Below are 19061 nucleotides of genomic sequence, written 5' to 3'. Positions count from 1 at the left end.
TTTTCTCTTCAACCGACCGGCTGTTTGTGTGAAGTGATTCACATCCGCCGTGTCGATGGAGGCGCATTATAGGGAGTTCTCTGCTGACCGCAATAGAAAAATTGCAGAAAAATGACTGTTTGCTGCATTCCCCAGCAAAACCCCTGGTTATACCCATTTACGCACAGACTTATCCACAAAATTCGCGTTCATTTCCTGGATCTTCTCACTCTGCAAACGATCTTTCAGGGATAAAAGCGGGGCCAGAATTTAAAAAGAAAAATTCGCGAGCGTTGCGCAAACGTTTTCGTTACAATGTCGCCGCAAAATGAGAATACCCCATAAGGGGCGTTAGCTGAGTTTTTCACGAAAAATTCAGCTAACGCTCTCTGTAATCGTCAAATCCAGGGGATTTACCATGCAACAACGTCGTCCAGTCCGCCGCGCTCTGCTCAGTGTTTCTGACAAGGCCGGTATCATCGAATTCGCCCAGGCACTTTCCGCACGCGGTGTGGAGCTGCTGTCTACGGGGGGCACCGCCCGCCTGTTAGCAGAAAAAGGCCTGCCGGTGACCGAAGTTTCCGATTACACCGGTTTTCCGGAAATGATGGATGGACGCGTAAAGACCCTGCATCCAAAAGTCCACGGCGGCATCCTCGGTCGCCGCGGCCAGGACGATGCCATTATGGAACAGCACCACATCGCCCCTATCGATATGGTTGTCGTTAACCTGTATCCGTTCGCCGAAACCGTAGCACGCGAAGGCTGCTCGCTGGAAGATGCGGTAGAGAACATCGATATCGGCGGCCCGACCATGGTGCGCTCTGCTGCGAAGAACCATAAAGACGTCGCTATCGTGGTGAAGAGCAGCGACTACGACGCCATTATTAAAGAGATGGATGCTAACGAAGGTTCTCTGACCCTCGACACCCGTTTCGATCTCGCGATTAAAGCCTTCGAACACACCGCCGCCTACGACAGCATGATCGCTAACTACTTCGGCAGCATGGTTCCGGCCTACCACGGTGAAAGCAAAGAAGCCGCCGGTCGCTTCCCGCGTACGCTGAATCTGAACTTCATTAAGAAGCAGGATATGCGCTATGGCGAGAACAGCCACCAGCAGGCAGCCTTCTATATAGAAGAAAATGTGAAAGAAGCGTCCGTTGCCACCGCACAGCAGGTTCAGGGCAAAGCGCTTTCTTACAACAACATCGCTGATACCGACGCGGCGCTGGAGTGTGTGAAAGCGTTCAACGAGCCAGCCTGCGTAATCGTCAAGCACGCTAACCCGTGCGGCGTGGCGGTGAGCACCACTATTCTCGACGCTTACGACCGTGCGTATAAAACCGACCCAACCTCCGCGTTCGGCGGCATTATCGCCTTTAACCGCGAGCTGGATGCTGAAACCGCGCAGGCCATCATCTCCCGCCAGTTCGTGGAAGTGATCATCGCCCCATCTGCGACCGAAGAAGCGCTGAAGATCACTGCCGCTAAACAGAACGTTCGCGTCCTGACCTGTGGCCAGTGGGCACAGCGCGTACCGGGCCTCGACTTTAAACGCGTTAACGGCGGCCTGCTGGTTCAGGACAGGGATCTGGGTATGGTGAGCGAAGCTGAACTGCGCGTGGTCTCTAAACGCCAGCCGACTGAGCAGGAACTGCGCGATGCGCTGTTCTGCTGGAAAGTGGCAAAGTTCGTGAAATCCAACGCCATTGTGTATGCCAAAGAGAACATGACCATCGGCATAGGCGCAGGCCAGATGAGCCGCGTGTACTCCGCCAAAATCGCCGGGATTAAAGCGGCTGACGAAGGTCTGGAAGTGAAAGGCTCCGCGATGGCCTCTGATGCCTTCTTCCCGTTCCGCGATGGTATTGATGCCGCTGCCGCTGTCGGCGTGAGCTGCGTTATCCAGCCTGGCGGTTCTATCCGTGATGATGAAGTCATTGCCGCTGCCGATGAACACGGCATTGCGATGATCTTCACCGACATGCGCCACTTCCGCCATTAATTCAGGGAGCAGACGATGAAAGTTTTAGTCATTGGTAACGGCGGGCGCGAACACGCGCTGGCCTGGAAAGCCGCACAGTCGCCGCTGGTTGATACCGTTTTTGTCGCACCGGGTAACGCCGGTACCGCGCTGGAGCCAGCGTTGCAGAACGTGGCTATCGGCGTCACCGATATTCCGGCACTGCTGAACTTTGCCCGGGACGAGAAGATCGATCTGACCATCGTCGGCCCGGAAGCGCCGCTGGTGATTGGCGTGGTCGATGCATTCCGCGCCGCTGGTCTGAAGATCTTTGGCCCAACCGAAGGGGCCGCGCAACTGGAAGGCTCCAAAGCGTTCACCAAAGATTTCCTCGCTCGTCACCAGATTCCGACGGCGGAATACCAGAATTTCACCGAGATTGAGCCTGCCCTGGCTTATCTGCGTGAGAAAGGCGCGCCGATCGTCATCAAGGCCGATGGTCTGGCTGCGGGCAAAGGCGTCATCGTGGCGATGACGCTGGAAGAAGCCGAAGCCGCCGTTCATGACATGCTGGCAGGCAACGCCTTTGGCGATGCGGGCCACCGCATCGTGATTGAAGAGTTCCTCGACGGCGAAGAAGCGAGTTTTATCGTGATGGTCGACGGCGAGCACGTTCTGCCGATGGCCACCAGCCAGGACCACAAACGCGTGGGCAACGGCGATACCGGCCCGAACACCGGCGGTATGGGGGCCTACTCACCGGCGCCGGTGGTAACTGATGAAGTGCATCAGCGCACCATGGAACGCATCATCTGGCCAACCGTGAAAGGCATGGCGGCGGAAGGTAACACGTACACCGGCTTCCTGTATGCGGGTCTGATGATCGACAAGCAGGGCAACCCGAAAGTTATCGAGTTCAACTGCCGCTTCGGCGATCCGGAAACCCAGCCGATCATGCTGCGCATGAAGTCGGATCTGGTGGATCTTTGCCTCGCCGCCTGTGACGGCAAGCTGGATGAGAAAACTTCCGAGTGGGACGAGCGCGCTTCATTAGGCGTGGTGATCGCTGCGGGCGGTTATCCGGGCAGCTACAACACCGGCGACGAGATCCACGGTCTGCCGCTGGAAGAAGTGGCTGACGGTAAGGTTTTCCACGCGGGCACCAAACTCGCCGATGACGACCGCGTGTTGACCAGCGGCGGACGCGTCCTGTGCGCCACCGCGCTGGGTCACACCGTGGCTGAGGCGCAGAAACGCGCTTACGCCCTGATGACCGACATCCGCTGGGACGGCAGCTTCAGCCGTAACGACATCGGCTGGCGCGCCATCGAGCGTGAGCAAAACTAACGGCTGAGTTTAGCCAGCAGCGTTTTGCGCGTAATGCCCAATTGGCGGGCGGCTTCCGTTTTGTTGCCGCCCGTTTTTTCCAGCGCCGCCAGAATGATCTCTTTTTCCACATCGACCAACGGTTGGATCTCACCACTGTATTCCGTTTTTATCGGCGTCGCGGCAATAGCGAGAGGCAATTCGCGTTCAGAAATGTATTCTCCCGTTAGCAACACCACCGCCCGCTCGATAGCGTTTTCCAGCTCACGGATATTGCCCGGCCAGTCGTAGTGGATCAGCAGATCCATCGCCTGCGGCGTAAACCCCTTCACCGCTTTGCGGTTACGTTCGGCAAAACGCCGCAGAAAATGGTCTGCCAGTAGCGGAATATCTTCCCGACGCTGGCGCAAAGAAGGCATTTCAATCGCCACCACATTCAGGCGGTAATAGAGATCCTGGCGAAAGCGACCGGCACTCACCTCTTCCGCCAGATCGCGGTGGGTAGCGGCAATTAACCGAACATCCACAGATATCGTCTGGTTACTTCCCACGCGTTGCACTTCGCGCTCCTGAATCGCCCGCAGCAAACGTACCTGCATTAACGGCGAGATATCGCCGATTTCATCAAGAAACAATGTCCCGCCGTCAGCTTCGACAAAGCGTCCCTCCCGACGTTTATCCGCGCCGGTAAACGCGCCTTTTTCGTGTCCGAACAGCTCAGACTCCAGCAGCGATTCATTAAGCGCGGCGCAGTTGAGCGTGACCAGCGGTCTATCGCTCCTGGCGCTACAGGCGTGTAGCGCCCGCGCCACCAGCTCTTTACCCGTGCCGGAGTCTCCGTGAATCAATACCGTGGCGTCTGATGGTGCGACCATCGCGATTTCATTCAGTAAATGTTGCATCGCCGGACTGCTGCCAATCATGCCAAACTGCGCAGCCGACGCCGATGGCAATTCAGCGCCCGTTTCCCGCGTATGCGCCAACGCCTTTTCCAGCGTCTCCTGCAGACGGTCAAAATCCAGCGGTTTAATTAAATAGTCGAGCGCGCCGGCTTTCAACGCCTCTACCGCCGTTTCCACGCTGGAGAATGCCGTCATAATCAAAATCGGAATGGCGGGGTTGAGCGCTTTAATCTCCTTCAGCGTGGCGATACCGTCCATCTCCGCCATACGCACATCGCACAGTACCAGATCAAAGACTTTCTCACGCACCTGAGCCAACGCATCATGCCCACTGTAGGCCAGAGCGACGTTATAGCCCCAGCCCCGAAGCAGCGCCTGTAAAATCGTGCAGTGGCTTACATCATCATCCACAACCAGAATATCGATTTTTCCGCGTATCACCCTTGTTAATCCTGTTGTCTCGCTATCACTGGCAACCAGATAGTAAAGACCGCGCCTTTACCCTCAATACTTTTCACCTTAATCGCGCCGCCATGCTGTTCGATGATATTTTGCACCACCGCCAGCCCCAGGCCTGTCCCGTCAGCTTTGGTCGTAAAATAAGGCGTAAAAATCGCCTCCAGCTGATCCGGGGCGATCCCTTTCCCGCTATCGGTAACAGTGATGATAACGCGGTCAGTCCCACTTTCTTTTGCCTCTACGGTAATCGTTCCCTGGCGGCCAATCGCATGTATAGCGTTCAGGTACAGATTCAACAGCACCTGAGTCAGCCTGTCCGGGTCAGCCTGAATACGCTTAAGCGTCTCATTCGCCGTGAATCTCAACTGAATCTCTCTGCTTTGGGCATCCTGACTGACCAGATTCAGGGAGTGAGTAATAATATCATTGAGGTTAACCGTCTGGAGCGTCAGATGCGCGGGCTTTACCAGTTCGAGCAATTCGCTTACCACCCGGTTCAAACGGTCGGCCTCTTTGGCCATCACCTGCGCCAGTTCATGCGACTCGCCGCCGGCAGGCGTGCGCTCGGCAAAGTATTTCGCCAGCCCTTTGATGGACGAGAGCGGGTTACGAATTTCGTGCGCGACGCCCGCCGCCAGATGCCCCATCGCCACCAGCTTTTCTTTACGCTTCATTGCATCAAGCAGTTCTCTGTGCGAGCGCTGATAACGCTGATGCCAAAAAAACGCCAGTAACGTTGCCAACAGCACCGCCGCTAACGCAGACAAAACAATCAGCGTATTACGCCACTCCCTTGCCTGTGTCGCGGCTAGCTCGCTGGCGTCAAAGGCAATAAAAATAGTTTGTTTCGCTGGTTCGTTGTCATTGGCGCTACGCGCCATGCCGTGCCCCCTCATACCGTGACCTCTCATACCGAAAAGCGGCTGGAACTGACGGTAAATTTCCAGCGCAGGCACCGTCTCGCCGTTAGCAGCAACGTCGACACGCCGCCAACGCTCCTGCGGCCCGGGGTTTAGTTGATGCATTTCAGATGCGGAATAGAGCGATTTGCCCACCATGCCAGGGTTGCTATGAGTGATGATTACCCCCTGCGCATCCGTTACGGCGAACCACAACACGCCTGGCTGACCCGCCATCTCTTCCAGCAATGTCTGCTGCTGCGCGTGATGCATCCGCATTCCCATACCTACTCGCGTGCCGGACTCCAGAGCGCGAATGAGTACATTTCCCTTTTCCAGCAGCGTCTGCCTGGCGGCAGCGCTCTCACGGCCATAGTCGCGAATGACCATAATGGAAAATAGCCCCACCAGAATGAAGATCGCCACAGGTAACAGTCGACTCAACCACGTTGCAGCGGCATCTTTATGTAATCGTATAAAACTCACAGGCTTCCCCGGCTCGTTTTTATTTTCCTTACTTAAGCAGAGATCATGCCATTCTTCGCTCCGCATAACCGCGCGTTGCCGCACACCCTTTCGGATACGGATGGGTAAAAATGACTCGCCAGGCGGGTCATGCGAGTCATTTTTACTCGCTTTTTGCCGCCTGAAGCGGGTTAACTCGCTGCCCGACAAGGAATAGTTACCTGGCACGGAAGATGCAAGAGAGAGGATAAGATGAGCAACAGGAGAACGCAAAATGAAACGGAACAATAAATCAGCTATCGCGCTAATCGCCCTCTCTCTTTTGGCCCTGAGCTCCGGCGCCGCCTTCGCCGGGCATCACTGGGGCAACAATGACGGTATGTGGCAACAGGGAGGTAGCCCGTTAACCACGGAACAGCAGGCGACGGCGCAGAAGATTTATGATGATTACTATACGCAGACCAGCGCGCTGCGCCAGCAACTGATATCCAAACGTTATGAATACAACGCGCTACTGACCGCCAGTTCGCCGGATACTGCGAAAATTAACGCGGTTGCCAAAGAGATGGAGTCATTAGGCCAGAAGTTAGATGAGCAACGCGTGAAACGGGATGTCGCGATGGCGCAGGCTGGCATACCACGCGGCGCAGGAATGGGCTATGGCGGTTGCGGCGGCTATGGCGGCGGTTATCATCGCGGCGGCGGTCATATGGGTATGGGAAACTGGTAGAGCATGTTTGCCGAATGGCGGCTTCGCCATTCGGTATTCCATCAAAAGGTTTTCGCTTGCGGCTGCCAGTGACAGAAATCTGAATTCGCCACCAGCAAAAGTTGCGATCCTTCCGGCGCCTCCAGCCATGCTACGCTCACCTCTACCGATGAGTGGTTCTGGCGGCGCTCAATGTGGCTTATTGCCCAGGAATCCAGATCCGGTTTCAGCGTTTCACCTTCACAGGTGGTTACCGTATGGTCGGCGTGCCAGCGTCCCTGGCGTAGTATGACCCGCCCCAGGCGCAAGGCGTCACTGGTCTGACGGATTTGTTCGGCGCGATAGCGATACAAGGCAATCTGATCGTTGGAAAGCTGCTGCTTCTGCCCCCCGACTTCACGCTGCATAAAACTGAGTTCGCCATGAGCGTCGAAACGCGCGCGAATATGTTCTGGCGGTTTGCTGTAAATATTGAGTTCAATAAGCGAAAGCGTATCACCCTGCCAACGATATTCGCTGGTCGTCGTGCTGCCGCTATGCCACGGGCTAAAAACAGAAAGCAGATGGACTTCATCGTTCGTATCTTTACGCCAGATACGCACCGCGCCGTGATCGCCGGCAAAGCCGCTGGCAGTAAACGGAGGCGGTGAAGCGTTATGACTGCAGGCAGTCAGCAACAGCGCGCCAGAAAACAGAAACGCGCGACGCCAGACGGACAAAAGGGGCTGATAAGCCCCTTCGATAAAACTGTTCACAGTTACGCGTCTTACTTAACTGCGTCTTTCAGAGCTTTACCAGAAACAAACGCCGGTACGTTAGCGGCGGCGATTTTGATTTCTTTACCGGTCTGTGGGTTACGGCCAGTGCGCTCAGCACGGTGGTTCACTTTGAAGGTACCGAAACCAACCAGTTGTACAGCATCGCCTTCTTTCAGAGACTCAGTAATAGCAGCCAGAGTGGATTCCAGAGCAGCTTTAGCCTGGGTTTTGGACAGTTCTGCTTTGTCTGCAATTACATCAATCAGTTGAGTCTTGTTCATAAGTTATCCTTACAATGTGTTTATCGCTTGCTAAGCATCGAGTGCGACGGAAATGCCAGAAAAGCACTCTCCTGCATACACGCACCGATAGCCACTTTTTTTCGCCTCCCAAATGTAGACCAGACGGGGGGCATAAGGGAAGCCTTATGGCACGACAAATCAGACGTTAAATCACGTTTTCTGGTGTCATTGCTGAAAATTTATACCGATATTGCTCTCACCAGCCTCGCGCAGGTCTGCCCTGAGCCCTTTTATCAGTTCAATATCGCGTTCTTCGCAGTCGGCTAAAAGTCGGAATATTTCCCACTGAATATCCCATTCCTGTTCAACGGCAGGGTTCGTTTTGAGCTCCTCATCGGTCATTTCCCGACCAGCCTGAGTCATTTCCAACATCGCCACCGTAGTAATGGAAGTCTTACTAACCTCAATAGCGTGTTCCAGCGTTTCGCCGCTAAGACGAGAATGCATTAATTCGCTTAATGCGACACAGGCATCAATCGCCGGGTAAACGCCGTACAGATCATAGTCGTCGGCTGCCGGAATTGCCTCTTCAAACTTCTCCAGTTGGCTATCGAAATTGACCTTTGCATCTTTCACCGTCAGGGTTTCCCAGATCAGATCCAGAATGCGACGGTAGATCTGTCCGTCGCCGAATTCCGTCTGCTTGCAAAACATGGCGTAGTTCGGGTACATGCGCTCGCACAAGCAGGCCATAAAGGTAACGTGCTGCCAGCTTTCCAGCCGCTCCAGACGCAAATGAATCGGGTTTTGTAACATGATGGAATCTCGAATCGGAAATTAGCGGCAGTTTACCTGAATCAGCGCTGAATTTCTTGCCAACGAACAAACGCCGGACGTCCGGAAGCGACGGCATCCGCCCAGCGCGTCGGCTCCGGCAGGCGATACCCTTTCATACAGCGCTGTACCCACGCCAGCGCGCTGTCAGTACTGACCCGGTGCCCCGTCGCGATAAACAGCGGATTACAGCGCGCCTTGCTGCGCCATACCCACGCCAGTTGCTCGCCTTTATCCATTAAGGGGCTAAGTGCGCCAGGTTCGGCGGAAAGTGGTTCAAATTTACCGCATAGCCGTTTTTTCGCTACGCCGATGGTCGGCACGTCCACCAACAGTCCAAAATGACTGGCGACGCCAAGCCGACGCGGATGCGAAATACCGTGACCGTCCACAAACAGCAAATCGGGCTTTTGCGAGAGCTGTTCCCACGCCGCCAGCAGCGCAGGATATTCACGAAAAGAGAGAAAGCCGGGGATATACGGCATGGTGGTGGCAATACGCGCCACCTTGTACTCTACCAGCTCAAGCGACGGATATTTCAGCAACACCATCGCCGCCCGCGTCACCTCGCCCCCCTGCTCAAAACCGACGTCCGCCCCGCCGATAAACGCTGGCGGATCTTTGTCCAACCGATCTTCGCGGCAAACCGATGAAGCAAGTTCTATCTGTTGAGCGCGTAGCGACGCGAGATCCATACTAACTCCTTAGTTGTGATACTGCGCAGAAAGTCGGTGCACTGCCTCCACAAATGCGCCAGCATGTTCTGGCGGCACATCCTGATGGATGCCATGTCCAAGATTAAAGACGTGCCCTTCTCCCTGACCGAAACCAGCAAGTATAGTCGCTACCTCGTCTTCGATCCGTGCCAGCGGCGCATACAGCATCGAGGGGTCCATATTGCCCTGCAGCGCCACTTTATGGCCAACGCGACGGCGCGCATCGGCGATATCTGTCGTCCAGTCGAGACCCAGCGCGTCGCAGCCGGTTTCTGCCATCGCCTCCAGCCACTGACCGCCACCTTTAGTGAACAGCGTTACCGGCACGCGGCGACCGTCGTTTTCACGCAGCAGGCCATCGACGATTTTATGCATGTAGTAGAGGGAGAACTGCTGGTAATCGCGGCCAGTCAGCACGCCGCCCCAGGTGTCGAAAATCATCACCGACTGCGCGCCCGCTTTGATTTGCGCGTTGAGGTACAGCGTGACGCTTTTCGCCAACTTATCCAGCAGCAGATGCAACGCCTGCGGGTCAGCGTACATCATCTTTTTAATCACCGTGAAGGCTTTGCTACTGCCGCCTTCCACCATGTAAGTCGCCAGCGTCCACGGGCTGCCGGAGAAGCCGATCAGCGGAACCTCGCCTTTTAGTTCGCGGCGAATCGTACGCACCGCATTCATCACATAACCCAGTTCATCTTCCGGATCGGGAATGGGCAGCTTATCGACATCGGCTTTGCAGGTGACAGGAGCCGTAAAGCGCGGGCCTTCCCCGGCTTCAAAATAGAGCCCCAGGCCCATCGCGTCCGGAATCGTCAGGATATCCGAGAAAAGGATCGCCGCATCAAGCGGATAACGGCGCAGCGGCTGTAAAGTGACCTCGCAGGCCAGTTCGGCATTTTTGCACAGCGACATAAAATCGCCCGCCTGAGCGCGAGTGGCTTTGTACTCCGGTAGATAACGGCCCGCCTGGCGCATCATCCACACTGGCGTAACATCAACGGGCTGGCGCAGCAGCGCACGTAGATAACGATCGTTTTTGAGTTCGGTCATTTTTACATTCCTTTAGCGTTGATGCGCCCAGTGTAACATGTCAATCATATTCAGCCCGACACATTGCCACCGTATCTTCGATCAAACGGCGCGCGACGGTGCCCGGTGGCGGTAGTAGCGGCAGATCGTCATAACGGTACCAATTTGCTTCCAACAGTTCTTTCGGGTCAATGACAATCTCGCCGCTGTCATACTCCGCCATAAAAGCGGTCATCAACGACTGCGGGAAAGGCCACGGCTGGGAAGTCACATAGCGCAGATTTTTCACCTTAATCCCGCTCTCCTCCATTACCTCTCGCGCGACCGCCTGTTCTAAGGTTTCGCCGACTTCAACAAACCCGGCCAGCACGGTATGCACGCCGTTGCGGTGGCGAACGTGCTGGGCCAGCAGGATGGAATCCTCACGGCGAATGGCAACAATAATGCAGGGGGCGATTTGCGGGTAGTAACGCTCGCGGCAATGGCTGCACAGCATCGCCCATTCGGTTTTACTCGGGTGCATAGGGTGCCCGCAATAGCCGCAAAATTTATGCGACCGATAAAACTCCGCCAACTGTACGCCACGTCCCGCCAGTTGGAACAACCCGGCATCCTGATCGATAATCTGGCGAACCGATCCCATATCATGGCGTCGATGCTGTAACACCAGCCAGACGGGCTCGCCTTGCCATTCACCTATCCGGAGTGCGCGCTGCCCCACAAGATCGAAATTTGCCGCCAGCCCGTGTGGTAATTCCCCATACGGCAACCATAATTTTTGTTCATGGCTGACGATCCACCAGCCACTCTCTAATTTTTCAATTATACGATCCATAGCTCTTGCACTACCTTTGCTTCACTGGCATGTTGTTAACATTATTTTTACATTCATGGCGAGCAGCCTTTATCTAACTTGCGGAGACAATCATGCTAAACCAGCTGGAAAACCTGACGGAGCGCGTTGGCGGAAGCAACAAACTGGTCGATCGCTGGCTGGATGTACGTAAGCACCTGCTCGTGGCTTACTACAATCTGGTTGGCATTAAGCCTGGCAAAGAATCGTACATGCGGCTGAATGAAAAAGCGCTGGATGATTTTTGTCAGAGCCTGGTCGATTACCTTTCCGCCGGGCACTTCAGTATTTATGAACGTATTCTCCATAAATTGGAAGGAAACGGTCAGCTTTTACATGCGGCAAAAATCTGGCCGCTGCTGGAAGATAATACGCAGCGCATTATGGATTATTACGACACCAGCCTGGAAACTGCCATCGATCACGATAATTGTCTCGAATTTCAACAAGCTCTGTCAGATATCGGCGAAGCGCTGGAAGCCCGCTTTGTACTGGAAGACAAGCTGATTATGCTGGTGTTTGACGCGATGCACGACGGCGCCAGAGTCAAACGTCCTGCTTGAGTTCTGCGCGAGTAACGGGTAGTTTACTTCAGCCCCCTCTTCGGAGGGGCGGTTATCTTGTCGGAGTGCTAATTTTCCACAAAAGCGTTCGTGATGCGTCAAGGCGGCAAGTCGGTGAATCTCCAGGAGCTTACATAAGTAAGTGACTGGAGTGAGCGGACGAAGCCAACGAAGAGGCAGCGCGAAGGATGAAGTGGAAAAGGCTGAGACCGTTAATTCGGGATCCGCGGAACCTGATCAGGTTAATACCTGCGAAGGGAACAAGAGTAATTCTGCTTTATGCTGCTGCCTTTACGGGCGGCGCACATCCATTACTCCATCCGTCGTCTGACAAGCCACGTCCTTAATTTTTTGGAATGAGCTATGTCTACAACAACGTTAACCCGCCGCGAGCAGCGCGCTAAAGCCCAGCATTTTATCGATACGCTGGAAGGGACTGCCTTTCCCAACTCGAAACGCATCTACGTGACCGGTTCGCAGCATGATATTCGCGTACCGATGCGCGAAATTCAACTTAGCCCAACGCTCATCGGCGGCAGCAAAGACAACCCGCAGTTTGAAGAGAACGAAGCCGTGCCGGTGTACGACACCTCCGGCCCCTATGGCGATCCTGAGGTGGCGATTAACGTCCAGCAGGGTCTGGCGAAACTGCGCCAGCCATGGATTGAAGCGCGGGCTGATGTAGAAACACTTTCTGACCGCAGTTCTGCCTATACCCGCGAACGCTTGACAGATGAAGGGCTTGACGCATTACGCTTTACCGGTCTGTTAACGCCAAAACGCGCCAAAGCCGGACACCGCGTGACGCAACTTCATTATGCCCGCCAGGGGATCGTCACTCCCGAAATGGAGTTCATCGCCATCCGTGAAAATATGGGCCGCGAGCGCATTCGCAGTGAAGTTCTGCGCCACCAGCATCCGGGGATGAGCTTTGGCGCGCGCCTGCCGGAAAACATTACGCCGGAATTCGTGCGTGATGAAGTCGCCGCGGGCCGCGCGATTATTCCCGCCAACATCAACCACCCGGAATCCGAGCCGATGATTATCGGCCGCAACTTCCTGGTCAAAGTGAATGCCAACATCGGCAACTCGGCGGTCACCTCCTCCATCGAAGAAGAGGTGGAAAAACTGGTGTGGTCGACCCGCTGGGGCGCGGACACGGTGATGGACCTCTCCACCGGCCGCTATATCCACGAAACCCGCGAATGGATCCTGCGTAACAGCCCGGTACCGATCGGCACCGTCCCGATCTACCAGGCGCTGGAGAAGGTCAACGGGATCGCCGAAGATCTTACCTGGGAAGCGTTCCGCGACACGCTGCTGGAGCAGGCAGAACAGGGCGTCGACTACTTCACCATTCACGCGGGCGTACTGCTGCGCTACGTGCCGATGACCGCCAAACGCCTGACCGGTATTGTCTCACGCGGCGGTTCAATTATGGCGAAGTGGTGTCTCTCCCATCACAAAGAGAACTTCCTGTTCGAACATTTCCGCGAGATTTGTGAAATCTGCGCCGCCTACGACGTTTCCCTGTCGCTGGGCGACGGCCTGCGCCCCGGCTCCATTCAGGACGCCAACGACGAAGCGCAGTTCTCCGAGCTGCATACGCTGGGCGAGTTGACCAAAATCGCCTGGGAATACGACGTGCAGGTGATGATTGAAGGCCCGGGACACGTGCCGATGCATATGATTCAGCGCAACATGACCGAAGAGCTGGAGAGCTGCCACGAAGCGCCGTTCTACACTTTGGGGCCGTTGACCACCGACATCGCGCCGGGCTATGACCACTTCACCTCCGGGATCGGTGCCGCGATGATCGGCTGGTTTGGCTGCGCTATGCTGTGTTATGTGACGCCGAAAGAACACCTCGGCCTGCCGAACAAAGAAGATGTGAAGCAGGGGCTAATCACCTACAAAATCGCCGCCCACGCCGCGGATTTAGCCAAAGGACATCCGGGCGCACAGATCCGCGATAACGCCATGTCGAAAGCGCGCTTTGAATTCCGCTGGGAAGATCAGTTTAACCTCGCGCTCGACCCGTTCACCGCCCGCGCTTATCACGATGAAACCCTACCGCAGGAGTCCGGCAAGGTCGCTCACTTCTGTTCCATGTGCGGGCCAAAGTTCTGCTCGATGAAAATCAGCCAGGAAGTCCGCGACTACGCCGCCGCACAAACCATCGAAGTCGGCATGGCGGATATGTCGGAAAACTTCCGCGCCAAAGGCGGCGAAATCTATCTCAAGCGGGAGGAAGTCTGATGTATCAGCCTGATTTCCCGACCGTGCCGTTCCGTCTCGGGCTTTACCCGGTGGTGGACAGCGTTGCATGGATTGAGCGCCTGCTGGAGGCGGGCGTGCGCACGATCCAGCTGCGTATCAAAGATAAACGCGATGAAGAGGTGGAAGCGGATGTTATTGCCGCCATCGCGCTGGGGCGTCGTTATGACACCCGGCTGTTTATCAACGATTACTGGCGGCTGGCGATTAAGCACCGCGCTTACGGCGTGCATCTGGGTCAGGAAGACCTTGAAACCACCGACCTGAAAGCGATTCAGGCGGCGGGCTTACGCCTGGGGGTATCCACTCACGATGATATGGAGATAGACGTGGCGCTGGCCGCTAAGCCTTCTTATATCGCGCTGGGCCACGTCTTCCCGACGCAAACCAAGCAGATGCCTTCCGCCCCGCAGGGGCTGGCGCAGCTGGCAAGTCATATTGAACGACTGGCGGATTACCCGACCGTCGCGATCGGCGGCATCAGCCTTGAACGCGCCCCGTCGGTGCTGGCGACCGGCGTCGGGAGCGTGGCGGTGGTTAGCGCCATTACTCAGGCCGCCGACTGGCGTGAAGCCACCGCGCAACTGCTGGCAATCGCGGGAGTCGGCGATGAATGACCGTGACTTTATGCGCTACAGCCGGCAAATCCTGCTCGGCGATATCGCCATTGAAGGCCAGCAACAGCTGCTCGCGAGTCATGTCCTGATCGTGGGTTTAGGTGGGTTGGGTTCACCCGCCGCGCTGTATCTGGCGGGAGCAGGCATCGGCAAACTAACGCTGGTAGACGATGACGACATTCATCTGAGCAATTTGCAGCGCCAGATTCTATTTACCACCGATGATATCGCGCGTTCAAAATCTCAGGTTGCCCAGCAGCGCCTGACACAGCTCAACCCGGATATCGAACTGGTATCACTCCAGCAGCGACTAAAAGGCGAGGCACTGCGGCATGCGGTAGCACGCGCCGATGTGGTGCTCGACTGTACCGATAACATGGCGACGCGCCAGGAGATTAACGCCGCCTGCGTGGCACTGAATACACCATTAATTACCGCCAGCGCCGTCGGCTTTGGCGGCCAATTGATGGTACTGACGCCACCGTGGGAACAAGGCTGTTACCGCTGCCTGTGGCCGGACGATGTCGAGCCTGAACGCAACTGCCGTACCGCTGGGGTGCTCGGTCCGGTGGTGGGCGTGATGGGTACCTTGCAGGCGCTGGAGGCGATTAAATTACTCAGCGGTATTGAAACACCGAACGGGCAGCTACGTCTGTTTGACGGCAAAACCAGCCAGTGGCGCAGCCTCGCGCTGCGTCGTGCCAGCGGCTGTCAGGTCTGCGGAGGGCAACATGCAGATTCAGTTCAATGATGAACCGATGCAGTGCGTCGAAGGGCAAACCGTCAGCAGCCTGCTCGCTACGCTTAATCAGCTTCAACCGGGCGCGGCGCTGGCGCTCAATCAACAGATCCTGCCGCGCGAGCAGTGGCAGCAGCAAATCGTGCAGGAAGGCGACCAGATCCTGCTTTTTCACGTTATAGCAGGAGGTTGAGATGTTACGTATTGCCGACAAAACGTTTGATTCACATCTGTTCACCGGCACCGGAAAATTTGCTTCGTCGCAGCTGATGGTCGAGGCGATTCGCGCCTCCGGCAGCCAGTTGGTGACACTGGCGATGAAGCGCGTGGATTTACGTCAGCACAACGACGCTATCCTGGCGCCGCTCATTGAAGCGGGCGTTACGCTGCTGCCCAATACCTCCGGGGCGAAAACCGCTGAAGAGGCGATTTTTGCCGCCCAACTGGCGCGTGAAGCGCTGGGCACACATTGGCTGAAATTAGAAATCCATCCGGATGCCCGCTGGCTATTGCCGGATCCGATCGAAACGCTAAAAGCCGCCGAGGCGCTGGTGAAGCAGGGTTTTATGGTGCTGCCCTACTGCGGCGCGGATCCGGTGTTGTGCAAGAGGCTGGAAGAGGTCGGCTGCGCGGCGGTGATGCCGCTTGGCGCGCCTATCGGTTCGAATCAAGGGCTGGAAACCAAAGCGATGCTGGAGATTATTATCCAGCAGTCCACCGTACCGGTGGTGGTTGATGCGGGCATTGGCGTGCCCAGCCATGCCGCTCAAGCGCTGGAAATGGGCGCTGATGCGGTGCTGGTTAACACCGCGATTGCCGTGGCGGACGATCCGGTGATGATGGCAACCGCTTTCCGCCTGGCGGTGGAAGCCGGATTACTGGCGCGTCAGGCGGTGCCGGGTAATCGTAGCACCTACGCCAGCGCCACCAGCCCGCTCACCGGATTTCTGGAGGCCCTGTCATGAAAACCTTCAGCGACCGTTGGCGGCAACTGGAGTGGGACGATATTCGCCTGCGCATCAACGGTAAAACCGCCGCCGACGTGGAGCGGGCGCTGAATGCTTCACGCCTCGACCGCGAGGATATGATGGCGTTGCTCTCCCCCGCCGCCGCCGATTATCTGGAACCGATGGCGCAGCGGGCGCAAAGGCTGACTCGCCAGCGCTTCGGCAACACCGTCAGTTTCTACGTGCCGCTTTATCTCTCAAACCTCTGTGCCAACGACTGCACCTACTGCGGCTTCTCGATGAGCAACCGCATTAAGCGTAAAACGCTGGATGAGGTGGATATTCAAAGGGAGTGCGATGCTATCCGTAAACTGGGCTTTGAGCATCTGCTGTTAGTCACCGGCGAACATCAGGCCAAAGTCGGCATGGACTATTTTCGCCGTCATCTTCCGGCCATTCGTCGCCAGTTTTCCTCGCTGCATATGGAAGTGCAGCCGCTGGCGACCGAGGAGTATGCCGAGCTGAAGTCGCTGGGGCTGGATGGCGTGATGGTGTATCAGGAGACCTATCACGAACCGGTATACGCTCAGCACCATTTACGGGGCAAAAAGCAAGACTTCTTCTGGCGGCTGGAGACGCCAGACAGACTGGGACGCGCGGGAATCGACAAAATTGGTTTAGGCGCGCTAATCGGGCTTTCCGACAGCTGGCGGGTGGATTGCTATATGGTGGCGGAGCATCTGTTGTGGATGCAAAAACAGTACTGGCAGAGCCGTTACTCCATCTCGTTTCCTCGCCTGCGGCCCTGCGCCGGAGGCGTTGAACCCGCATCGATCATGGACGAGCGACAGTTGGTACAAACCATTTGTGCATTTCGTTTACTGGCGCCAGAAATTGAGCTTTCGCTTTCCACCCGCGAATCGCCGTGGTTTCGCGATAACGTGATCCCGCTGGCAATCAACAACGTCAGCGCCTTCTCAAAAACCCAGCCCGGCGGCTACGCTGACGATCATCCGGAACTTGAGCAGTTTTCTCCCCACGATGCCCGTCGGCCTGAAACCGTAGCAAGCGCGTTAAGCGCGCAAGGATTGCAGCCCGTCTGGAAAGACTGGGACAGTTGGCTGGGGCGCGCTTCGCAAATGCGGTGAACCCGTATGTAAACGCATTAGTATTTCACAAGCGAGTACGTAATGTGAAAAACGGGAGATTGTTATCGACCTCCCGTTTTTTTATGTCCGTTCTGAACAGCACTGCGATTTTAAAGTGGCGTTGTAGTAGAGAAAACTGAGCAACAAATATTTTTTCGCGGAAATTTGATAGTTTATGTCAATATTTTATGTATTCAATAGCATGATTATTGCCATTTCCGCTACTGCACATGCCTCGCCCATGAACTTTGCGTAAACTGACTGGTATTCATTATAATGTTATCATGCTTAAACTCAATAAAATCGCAAAAAGAATTATAATCTTCATTTAAAGAATAATTAAAATGTTTTCTAATTCCATTACATACACCATCGGAATAGGGATCAGCATCAAATTTAGTATGCATTATTTCCAATCCAGCAAGTAAAGCCGGGTGGTTATTGCGATCAACAGCTATTATCCCGTTTTCCATAGAAGCACGGCCATCTATCCTTTCTACATGAACAGCGATTCCATCCGGAATATATATACCCCCCAATTTTTCCGTGATAATCATATCAGCATCGAGATATATACACCCACTATTTGTTGATAAATCATAACCCCCAACCTTATCCGCCTCCAGGAATAACTGACCAGCCTTTAACATAGCCATATTCCTGTAAAAATCAAACCATACATGGCCTTTATCCAGTAAGTAAGATTTAATTAATGAATCATTACCCTCTTGAATATCACTCAATTCTTTTTTCAATAGCTGCAGTAAATGACAATCTCTTTTTTCTTCTGGCATGGACTCTTGCTTAGAAATATTTTCCATATAAATTTCTGATAATCTTTTATCGTACATGCTAAAGTCAATATCATTTCTATATATGACTTTTATGTTTTCATAGTCATACTCAAGTTTTGAAAAAGCATCCTTTTGTCCCGGAAAAAAATCACCATCTACAAAAATACCTATAAGACGTCCTTTTTCAATTGTTGCTGCTTTAATGATATTGTTAAGGTAGGGGTTTTTCTCTGTGTTAATTATAGGTATATCATTTTTCCCAAAGCGAGCAGGATTCCGCTCAAACCACTGGAAAAGAAGAGGGGTTTTCTCATCTAAAAAGCACAAGGGATAATCTTTTCCATTAAAACTTGTAAACTGAATGTCCCTGTTGGTAACAGTTTTAACCAATTCATTTTTTGAAAGCGCGGGAACATATCTATTTAATGGTGGGATCATAACAATTAAATGCTCCATACTTACTTCATTACATATTTTACATGATGATTATTAGCACATGTTTTTTAGCGTTGCAATCGCTGTCAGCTAAAAGATGTTAAACTAGGCATTAACCGATGGATACATAAATATCCTACTAGTGAGCAATTAAATAAATAATTTATTAACTTTATTTTTATTCCAGAAATGGCATCATATTTATAATTCCTGTAATAAGAGCAAACAAAGACCTTAATGGAATTAAATACTCCATTTAATAATTTAAAATATCCCGTGTAAACAATCAATAAAACAGGTTTATCATTTAATGTATGAACAGCAGGCATTTTATAATGGCGAGCCAATAGACTTTAATAACTTAGATTTATGGGATAAATTTAAAGTCACATTTGGATTCA

General features: G+C 54.2%; 19 protein-coding genes and 1 riboswitch. Of the genes, 10 read left to right on the top strand and 9 right to left on the bottom strand.

Going from position 1 to position 19061, the window contains the following annotated elements; genetic code table 11:
- The first annotated feature begins 397 nt into the window (after positions 1-397).
- Together purH and purD are read left to right on the top strand one after the other, a co-directional pair.
- On the top strand, positions 398-1987 hold the full coding sequence (gene purH, locus ACLJQD_RS22740; RefSeq protein ID WP_017442225.1) for a bifunctional phosphoribosylaminoimidazolecarboxamide formyltransferase/IMP cyclohydrolase: 1590 nt from the start codon (positions 398-400) through the stop codon (positions 1985-1987).
- Between the two features lie 15 nt (positions 1988-2002).
- Positions 2003-3292: a phosphoribosylamine--glycine ligase gene (purD, locus tag ACLJQD_RS22735; RefSeq protein ID WP_017442226.1), complete on the top strand. Its 1290-nt coding sequence runs from the start codon at positions 2003-2005 to the stop codon at positions 3290-3292.
- Here the strand turns inward: purD and zraR are convergent.
- Positions 3289-4614: a sigma-54-dependent response regulator transcription factor ZraR gene (zraR, locus tag ACLJQD_RS22730; RefSeq protein ID WP_000617940.1), complete on the bottom strand. Its 1326-nt coding sequence runs from the start codon at positions 4612-4614 to the stop codon at positions 3289-3291. The two genes, purD and zraR, sit on opposite strands and share 4 nt — an antisense overlap.
- 5 nt (positions 4615-4619) lie before the next feature.
- Positions 4620-6017 carry a two-component system sensor histidine kinase ZraS gene (gene zraS / locus ACLJQD_RS22725; protein ID WP_023242663.1) on the bottom strand — a complete coding sequence of 466 codons (1398 nt, stop codon included), beginning with the start codon at positions 6015-6017 and terminating at the stop codon, positions 4620-4622.
- A 253-nt stretch (positions 6018-6270) separates the two neighbouring features.
- On the opposite strand from zraS, the gene zraP reads away from it, so the two are divergent.
- Positions 6271-6726 (top strand): zinc resistance sensor/chaperone ZraP, encoded by a 456-nt coding sequence (gene zraP / locus ACLJQD_RS22720; RefSeq protein WP_000828129.1) that lies wholly within the window; start codon positions 6271-6273, stop codon positions 6724-6726.
- Positions 6727-6767: 41 nt separating this feature from the next.
- Here the strand turns inward: zraP and ACLJQD_RS22715 are convergent, their stop codons facing one another.
- The 6 genes from ACLJQD_RS22715 to nudC form a co-directional block, all read right to left on the bottom strand.
- Positions 6768-7460, bottom strand: coding sequence for a DUF1481 domain-containing protein (locus ACLJQD_RS22715; RefSeq protein ID WP_001083940.1), 693 nt, complete (start codon positions 7458-7460; stop codon positions 6768-6770).
- Positions 7461-7471: 11 nt separating this feature from the next.
- Positions 7472-7744: a nucleoid-associated protein HU-alpha gene (gene hupA, locus ACLJQD_RS22710; protein ID WP_001044509.1), complete on the bottom strand. Its 273-nt coding sequence runs from the start codon at positions 7742-7744 to the stop codon at positions 7472-7474.
- Between the two features lie 186 nt (positions 7745-7930).
- The gene (locus ACLJQD_RS22705) at positions 7931-8521 is read right to left on the bottom strand and encodes a YjaG family protein (RefSeq protein WP_000940092.1); all 591 of its coding nucleotides are present in this window, start codon (positions 8519-8521) and stop codon (positions 7931-7933) included.
- Positions 8522-8562: 41 nt separating this feature from the next.
- A complete protein-coding gene (gene nfi, locus ACLJQD_RS22700; protein WP_000362359.1) occupies positions 8563-9234 on the bottom strand; it encodes a deoxyribonuclease V in 672 nt (223 codons plus the stop codon).
- A gap of 9 nt (positions 9235-9243) precedes the next feature.
- On the bottom strand, positions 9244-10308 hold the full coding sequence (hemE, locus tag ACLJQD_RS22695; RefSeq protein WP_017442228.1) for a uroporphyrinogen decarboxylase: 1065 nt from the start codon (positions 10306-10308) through the stop codon (positions 9244-9246).
- A 40-nt stretch (positions 10309-10348) separates the two neighbouring features.
- Positions 10349-11122, bottom strand: a complete 774-nt coding sequence (gene nudC / locus ACLJQD_RS22690; protein WP_000373952.1) for an NAD(+) diphosphatase — start codon at positions 11120-11122, stop codon at positions 10349-10351.
- Between the two features lie 92 nt (positions 11123-11214).
- Between nudC and rsd the strand changes: the two genes are divergently transcribed.
- The 7 genes from rsd to thiH all read left to right on the top strand — a co-directional run bounded on the left by rsd (position 11215) and on the right by thiH (position 17431).
- Entirely contained in the window at positions 11215-11703 is a 489-nt protein-coding gene (gene rsd / locus ACLJQD_RS22685) for a sigma D regulator (RefSeq protein WP_000934315.1), read from the top strand.
- A gap of 52 nt (positions 11704-11755) precedes the next feature.
- Positions 11756-11980, top strand: a riboswitch (TPP riboswitch).
- 86 nt (positions 11981-12066) lie between these two features.
- Positions 12067-13962 (top strand): phosphomethylpyrimidine synthase ThiC, encoded by a 1896-nt coding sequence (gene thiC, locus ACLJQD_RS22680; RefSeq protein ID WP_017442229.1) that lies wholly within the window; start codon positions 12067-12069, stop codon positions 13960-13962.
- Positions 13962-14597 carry a thiamine phosphate synthase gene (gene thiE, locus ACLJQD_RS22675; protein ID WP_017442230.1) on the top strand — a complete coding sequence of 212 codons (636 nt, stop codon included), beginning with the start codon at positions 13962-13964 and terminating at the stop codon, positions 14595-14597. The genes thiC and thiE overlap by 1 nt, the downstream gene beginning before the upstream one ends.
- A complete protein-coding gene (locus ACLJQD_RS22670; RefSeq protein WP_017442231.1) occupies positions 14590-15348 on the top strand; it encodes a HesA/MoeB/ThiF family protein in 759 nt (252 codons plus the stop codon). The genes thiE and ACLJQD_RS22670 overlap by 8 nt, the downstream gene beginning before the upstream one ends.
- Complete coding sequence (thiS, locus tag ACLJQD_RS22665; RefSeq protein ID WP_001650858.1) at positions 15329-15529, top strand: sulfur carrier protein ThiS; 201 nt, start codon at positions 15329-15331, stop codon at positions 15527-15529. Before ACLJQD_RS22670 ends, thiS begins: the two co-directional genes overlap by 20 nt.
- A gap of 1 nt (position 15530) precedes the next feature.
- Positions 15531-16301 (top strand): thiazole synthase, encoded by a 771-nt coding sequence (gene thiG / locus ACLJQD_RS22660; protein WP_017442232.1) that lies wholly within the window; start codon positions 15531-15533, stop codon positions 16299-16301.
- Positions 16298-17431, top strand: a complete 1134-nt coding sequence (thiH, locus tag ACLJQD_RS22655; RefSeq protein ID WP_017442233.1) for a 2-iminoacetate synthase ThiH — start codon at positions 16298-16300, stop codon at positions 17429-17431. Before thiG ends, thiH begins: the two co-directional genes overlap by 4 nt.
- A gap of 221 nt (positions 17432-17652) precedes the next feature.
- Here the strand turns inward: thiH and ACLJQD_RS22650 are convergent, their stop codons facing one another.
- Positions 17653-18681 (bottom strand): type III secretion system effector arginine glycosyltransferase SseK1, encoded by a 1029-nt coding sequence (locus tag ACLJQD_RS22650; RefSeq protein ID WP_017442234.1) that lies wholly within the window; start codon positions 18679-18681, stop codon positions 17653-17655.
- Between the last annotated feature and the right edge of the window lie 380 nt (positions 18682-19061).

The organism is Salmonella sp. SAL04214 (genome assembly GCF_046550615.1).
Classification (GTDB): Bacteria; Pseudomonadota; Gammaproteobacteria; order Enterobacterales; family Enterobacteriaceae; genus Salmonella; species Salmonella enterica.
This window is presented reverse-complemented; position numbering and strand designations above follow the sequence as displayed.

What these genes read in the sequence shown, in the direction of transcription:
- purH (WP_017442225.1), top strand. Translation starts at nt 398, where the DNA reads ATGCAACAACGTCGTCCAGTCCGCCGCGCTCTGCTCAGTGTTTCTGAC.
- purD (WP_017442226.1), top strand. Translation starts at nt 2,003, where the DNA reads ATGAAAGTTTTAGTCATTGGTAACGGCGGGCGCGAACACGCGCTGGCC.
- zraP (WP_000828129.1), top strand. Translation starts at nt 6,271, where the DNA reads ATGAAACGGAACAATAAATCAGCTATCGCGCTAATCGCCCTCTCTCTT.
- hupA (WP_001044509.1), bottom strand. Translation starts at nt 7,744, where the DNA reads ATGAACAAGACTCAACTGATTGATGTAATTGCAGACAAAGCAGAACTG.
- ACLJQD_RS22705 (WP_000940092.1), bottom strand. Translation starts at nt 8,521, where the DNA reads ATGTTACAAAACCCGATTCATTTGCGTCTGGAGCGGCTGGAAAGCTGG.
- nfi (WP_000362359.1), bottom strand. Translation starts at nt 9,234, where the DNA reads ATGGATCTCGCGTCGCTACGCGCTCAACAGATAGAACTTGCTTCATCG.
- hemE (WP_017442228.1), bottom strand. Translation starts at nt 10,308, where the DNA reads ATGACCGAACTCAAAAACGATCGTTATCTACGTGCGCTGCTGCGCCAG.
- nudC (WP_000373952.1), bottom strand. Translation starts at nt 11,122, where the DNA reads ATGGATCGTATAATTGAAAAATTAGAGAGTGGCTGGTGGATCGTCAGC.
- rsd (WP_000934315.1), top strand. Translation starts at nt 11,215, where the DNA reads ATGCTAAACCAGCTGGAAAACCTGACGGAGCGCGTTGGCGGAAGCAAC.
- thiC (WP_017442229.1), top strand. Translation starts at nt 12,067, where the DNA reads ATGTCTACAACAACGTTAACCCGCCGCGAGCAGCGCGCTAAAGCCCAG.
- thiE (WP_017442230.1), top strand. Translation starts at nt 13,962, where the DNA reads ATGTATCAGCCTGATTTCCCGACCGTGCCGTTCCGTCTCGGGCTTTAC.
- ACLJQD_RS22670 (WP_017442231.1), top strand. Translation starts at nt 14,590, where the DNA reads ATGAATGACCGTGACTTTATGCGCTACAGCCGGCAAATCCTGCTCGGC.
- thiS (WP_001650858.1), top strand. Translation starts at nt 15,329, where the DNA reads ATGCAGATTCAGTTCAATGATGAACCGATGCAGTGCGTCGAAGGGCAA.
- thiG (WP_017442232.1), top strand. Translation starts at nt 15,531, where the DNA reads ATGTTACGTATTGCCGACAAAACGTTTGATTCACATCTGTTCACCGGC.
- thiH (WP_017442233.1), top strand. Translation starts at nt 16,298, where the DNA reads ATGAAAACCTTCAGCGACCGTTGGCGGCAACTGGAGTGGGACGATATT.
- ACLJQD_RS22650 (WP_017442234.1), bottom strand. Translation starts at nt 18,681, where the DNA reads ATGGAGCATTTAATTGTTATGATCCCACCATTAAATAGATATGTTCCC.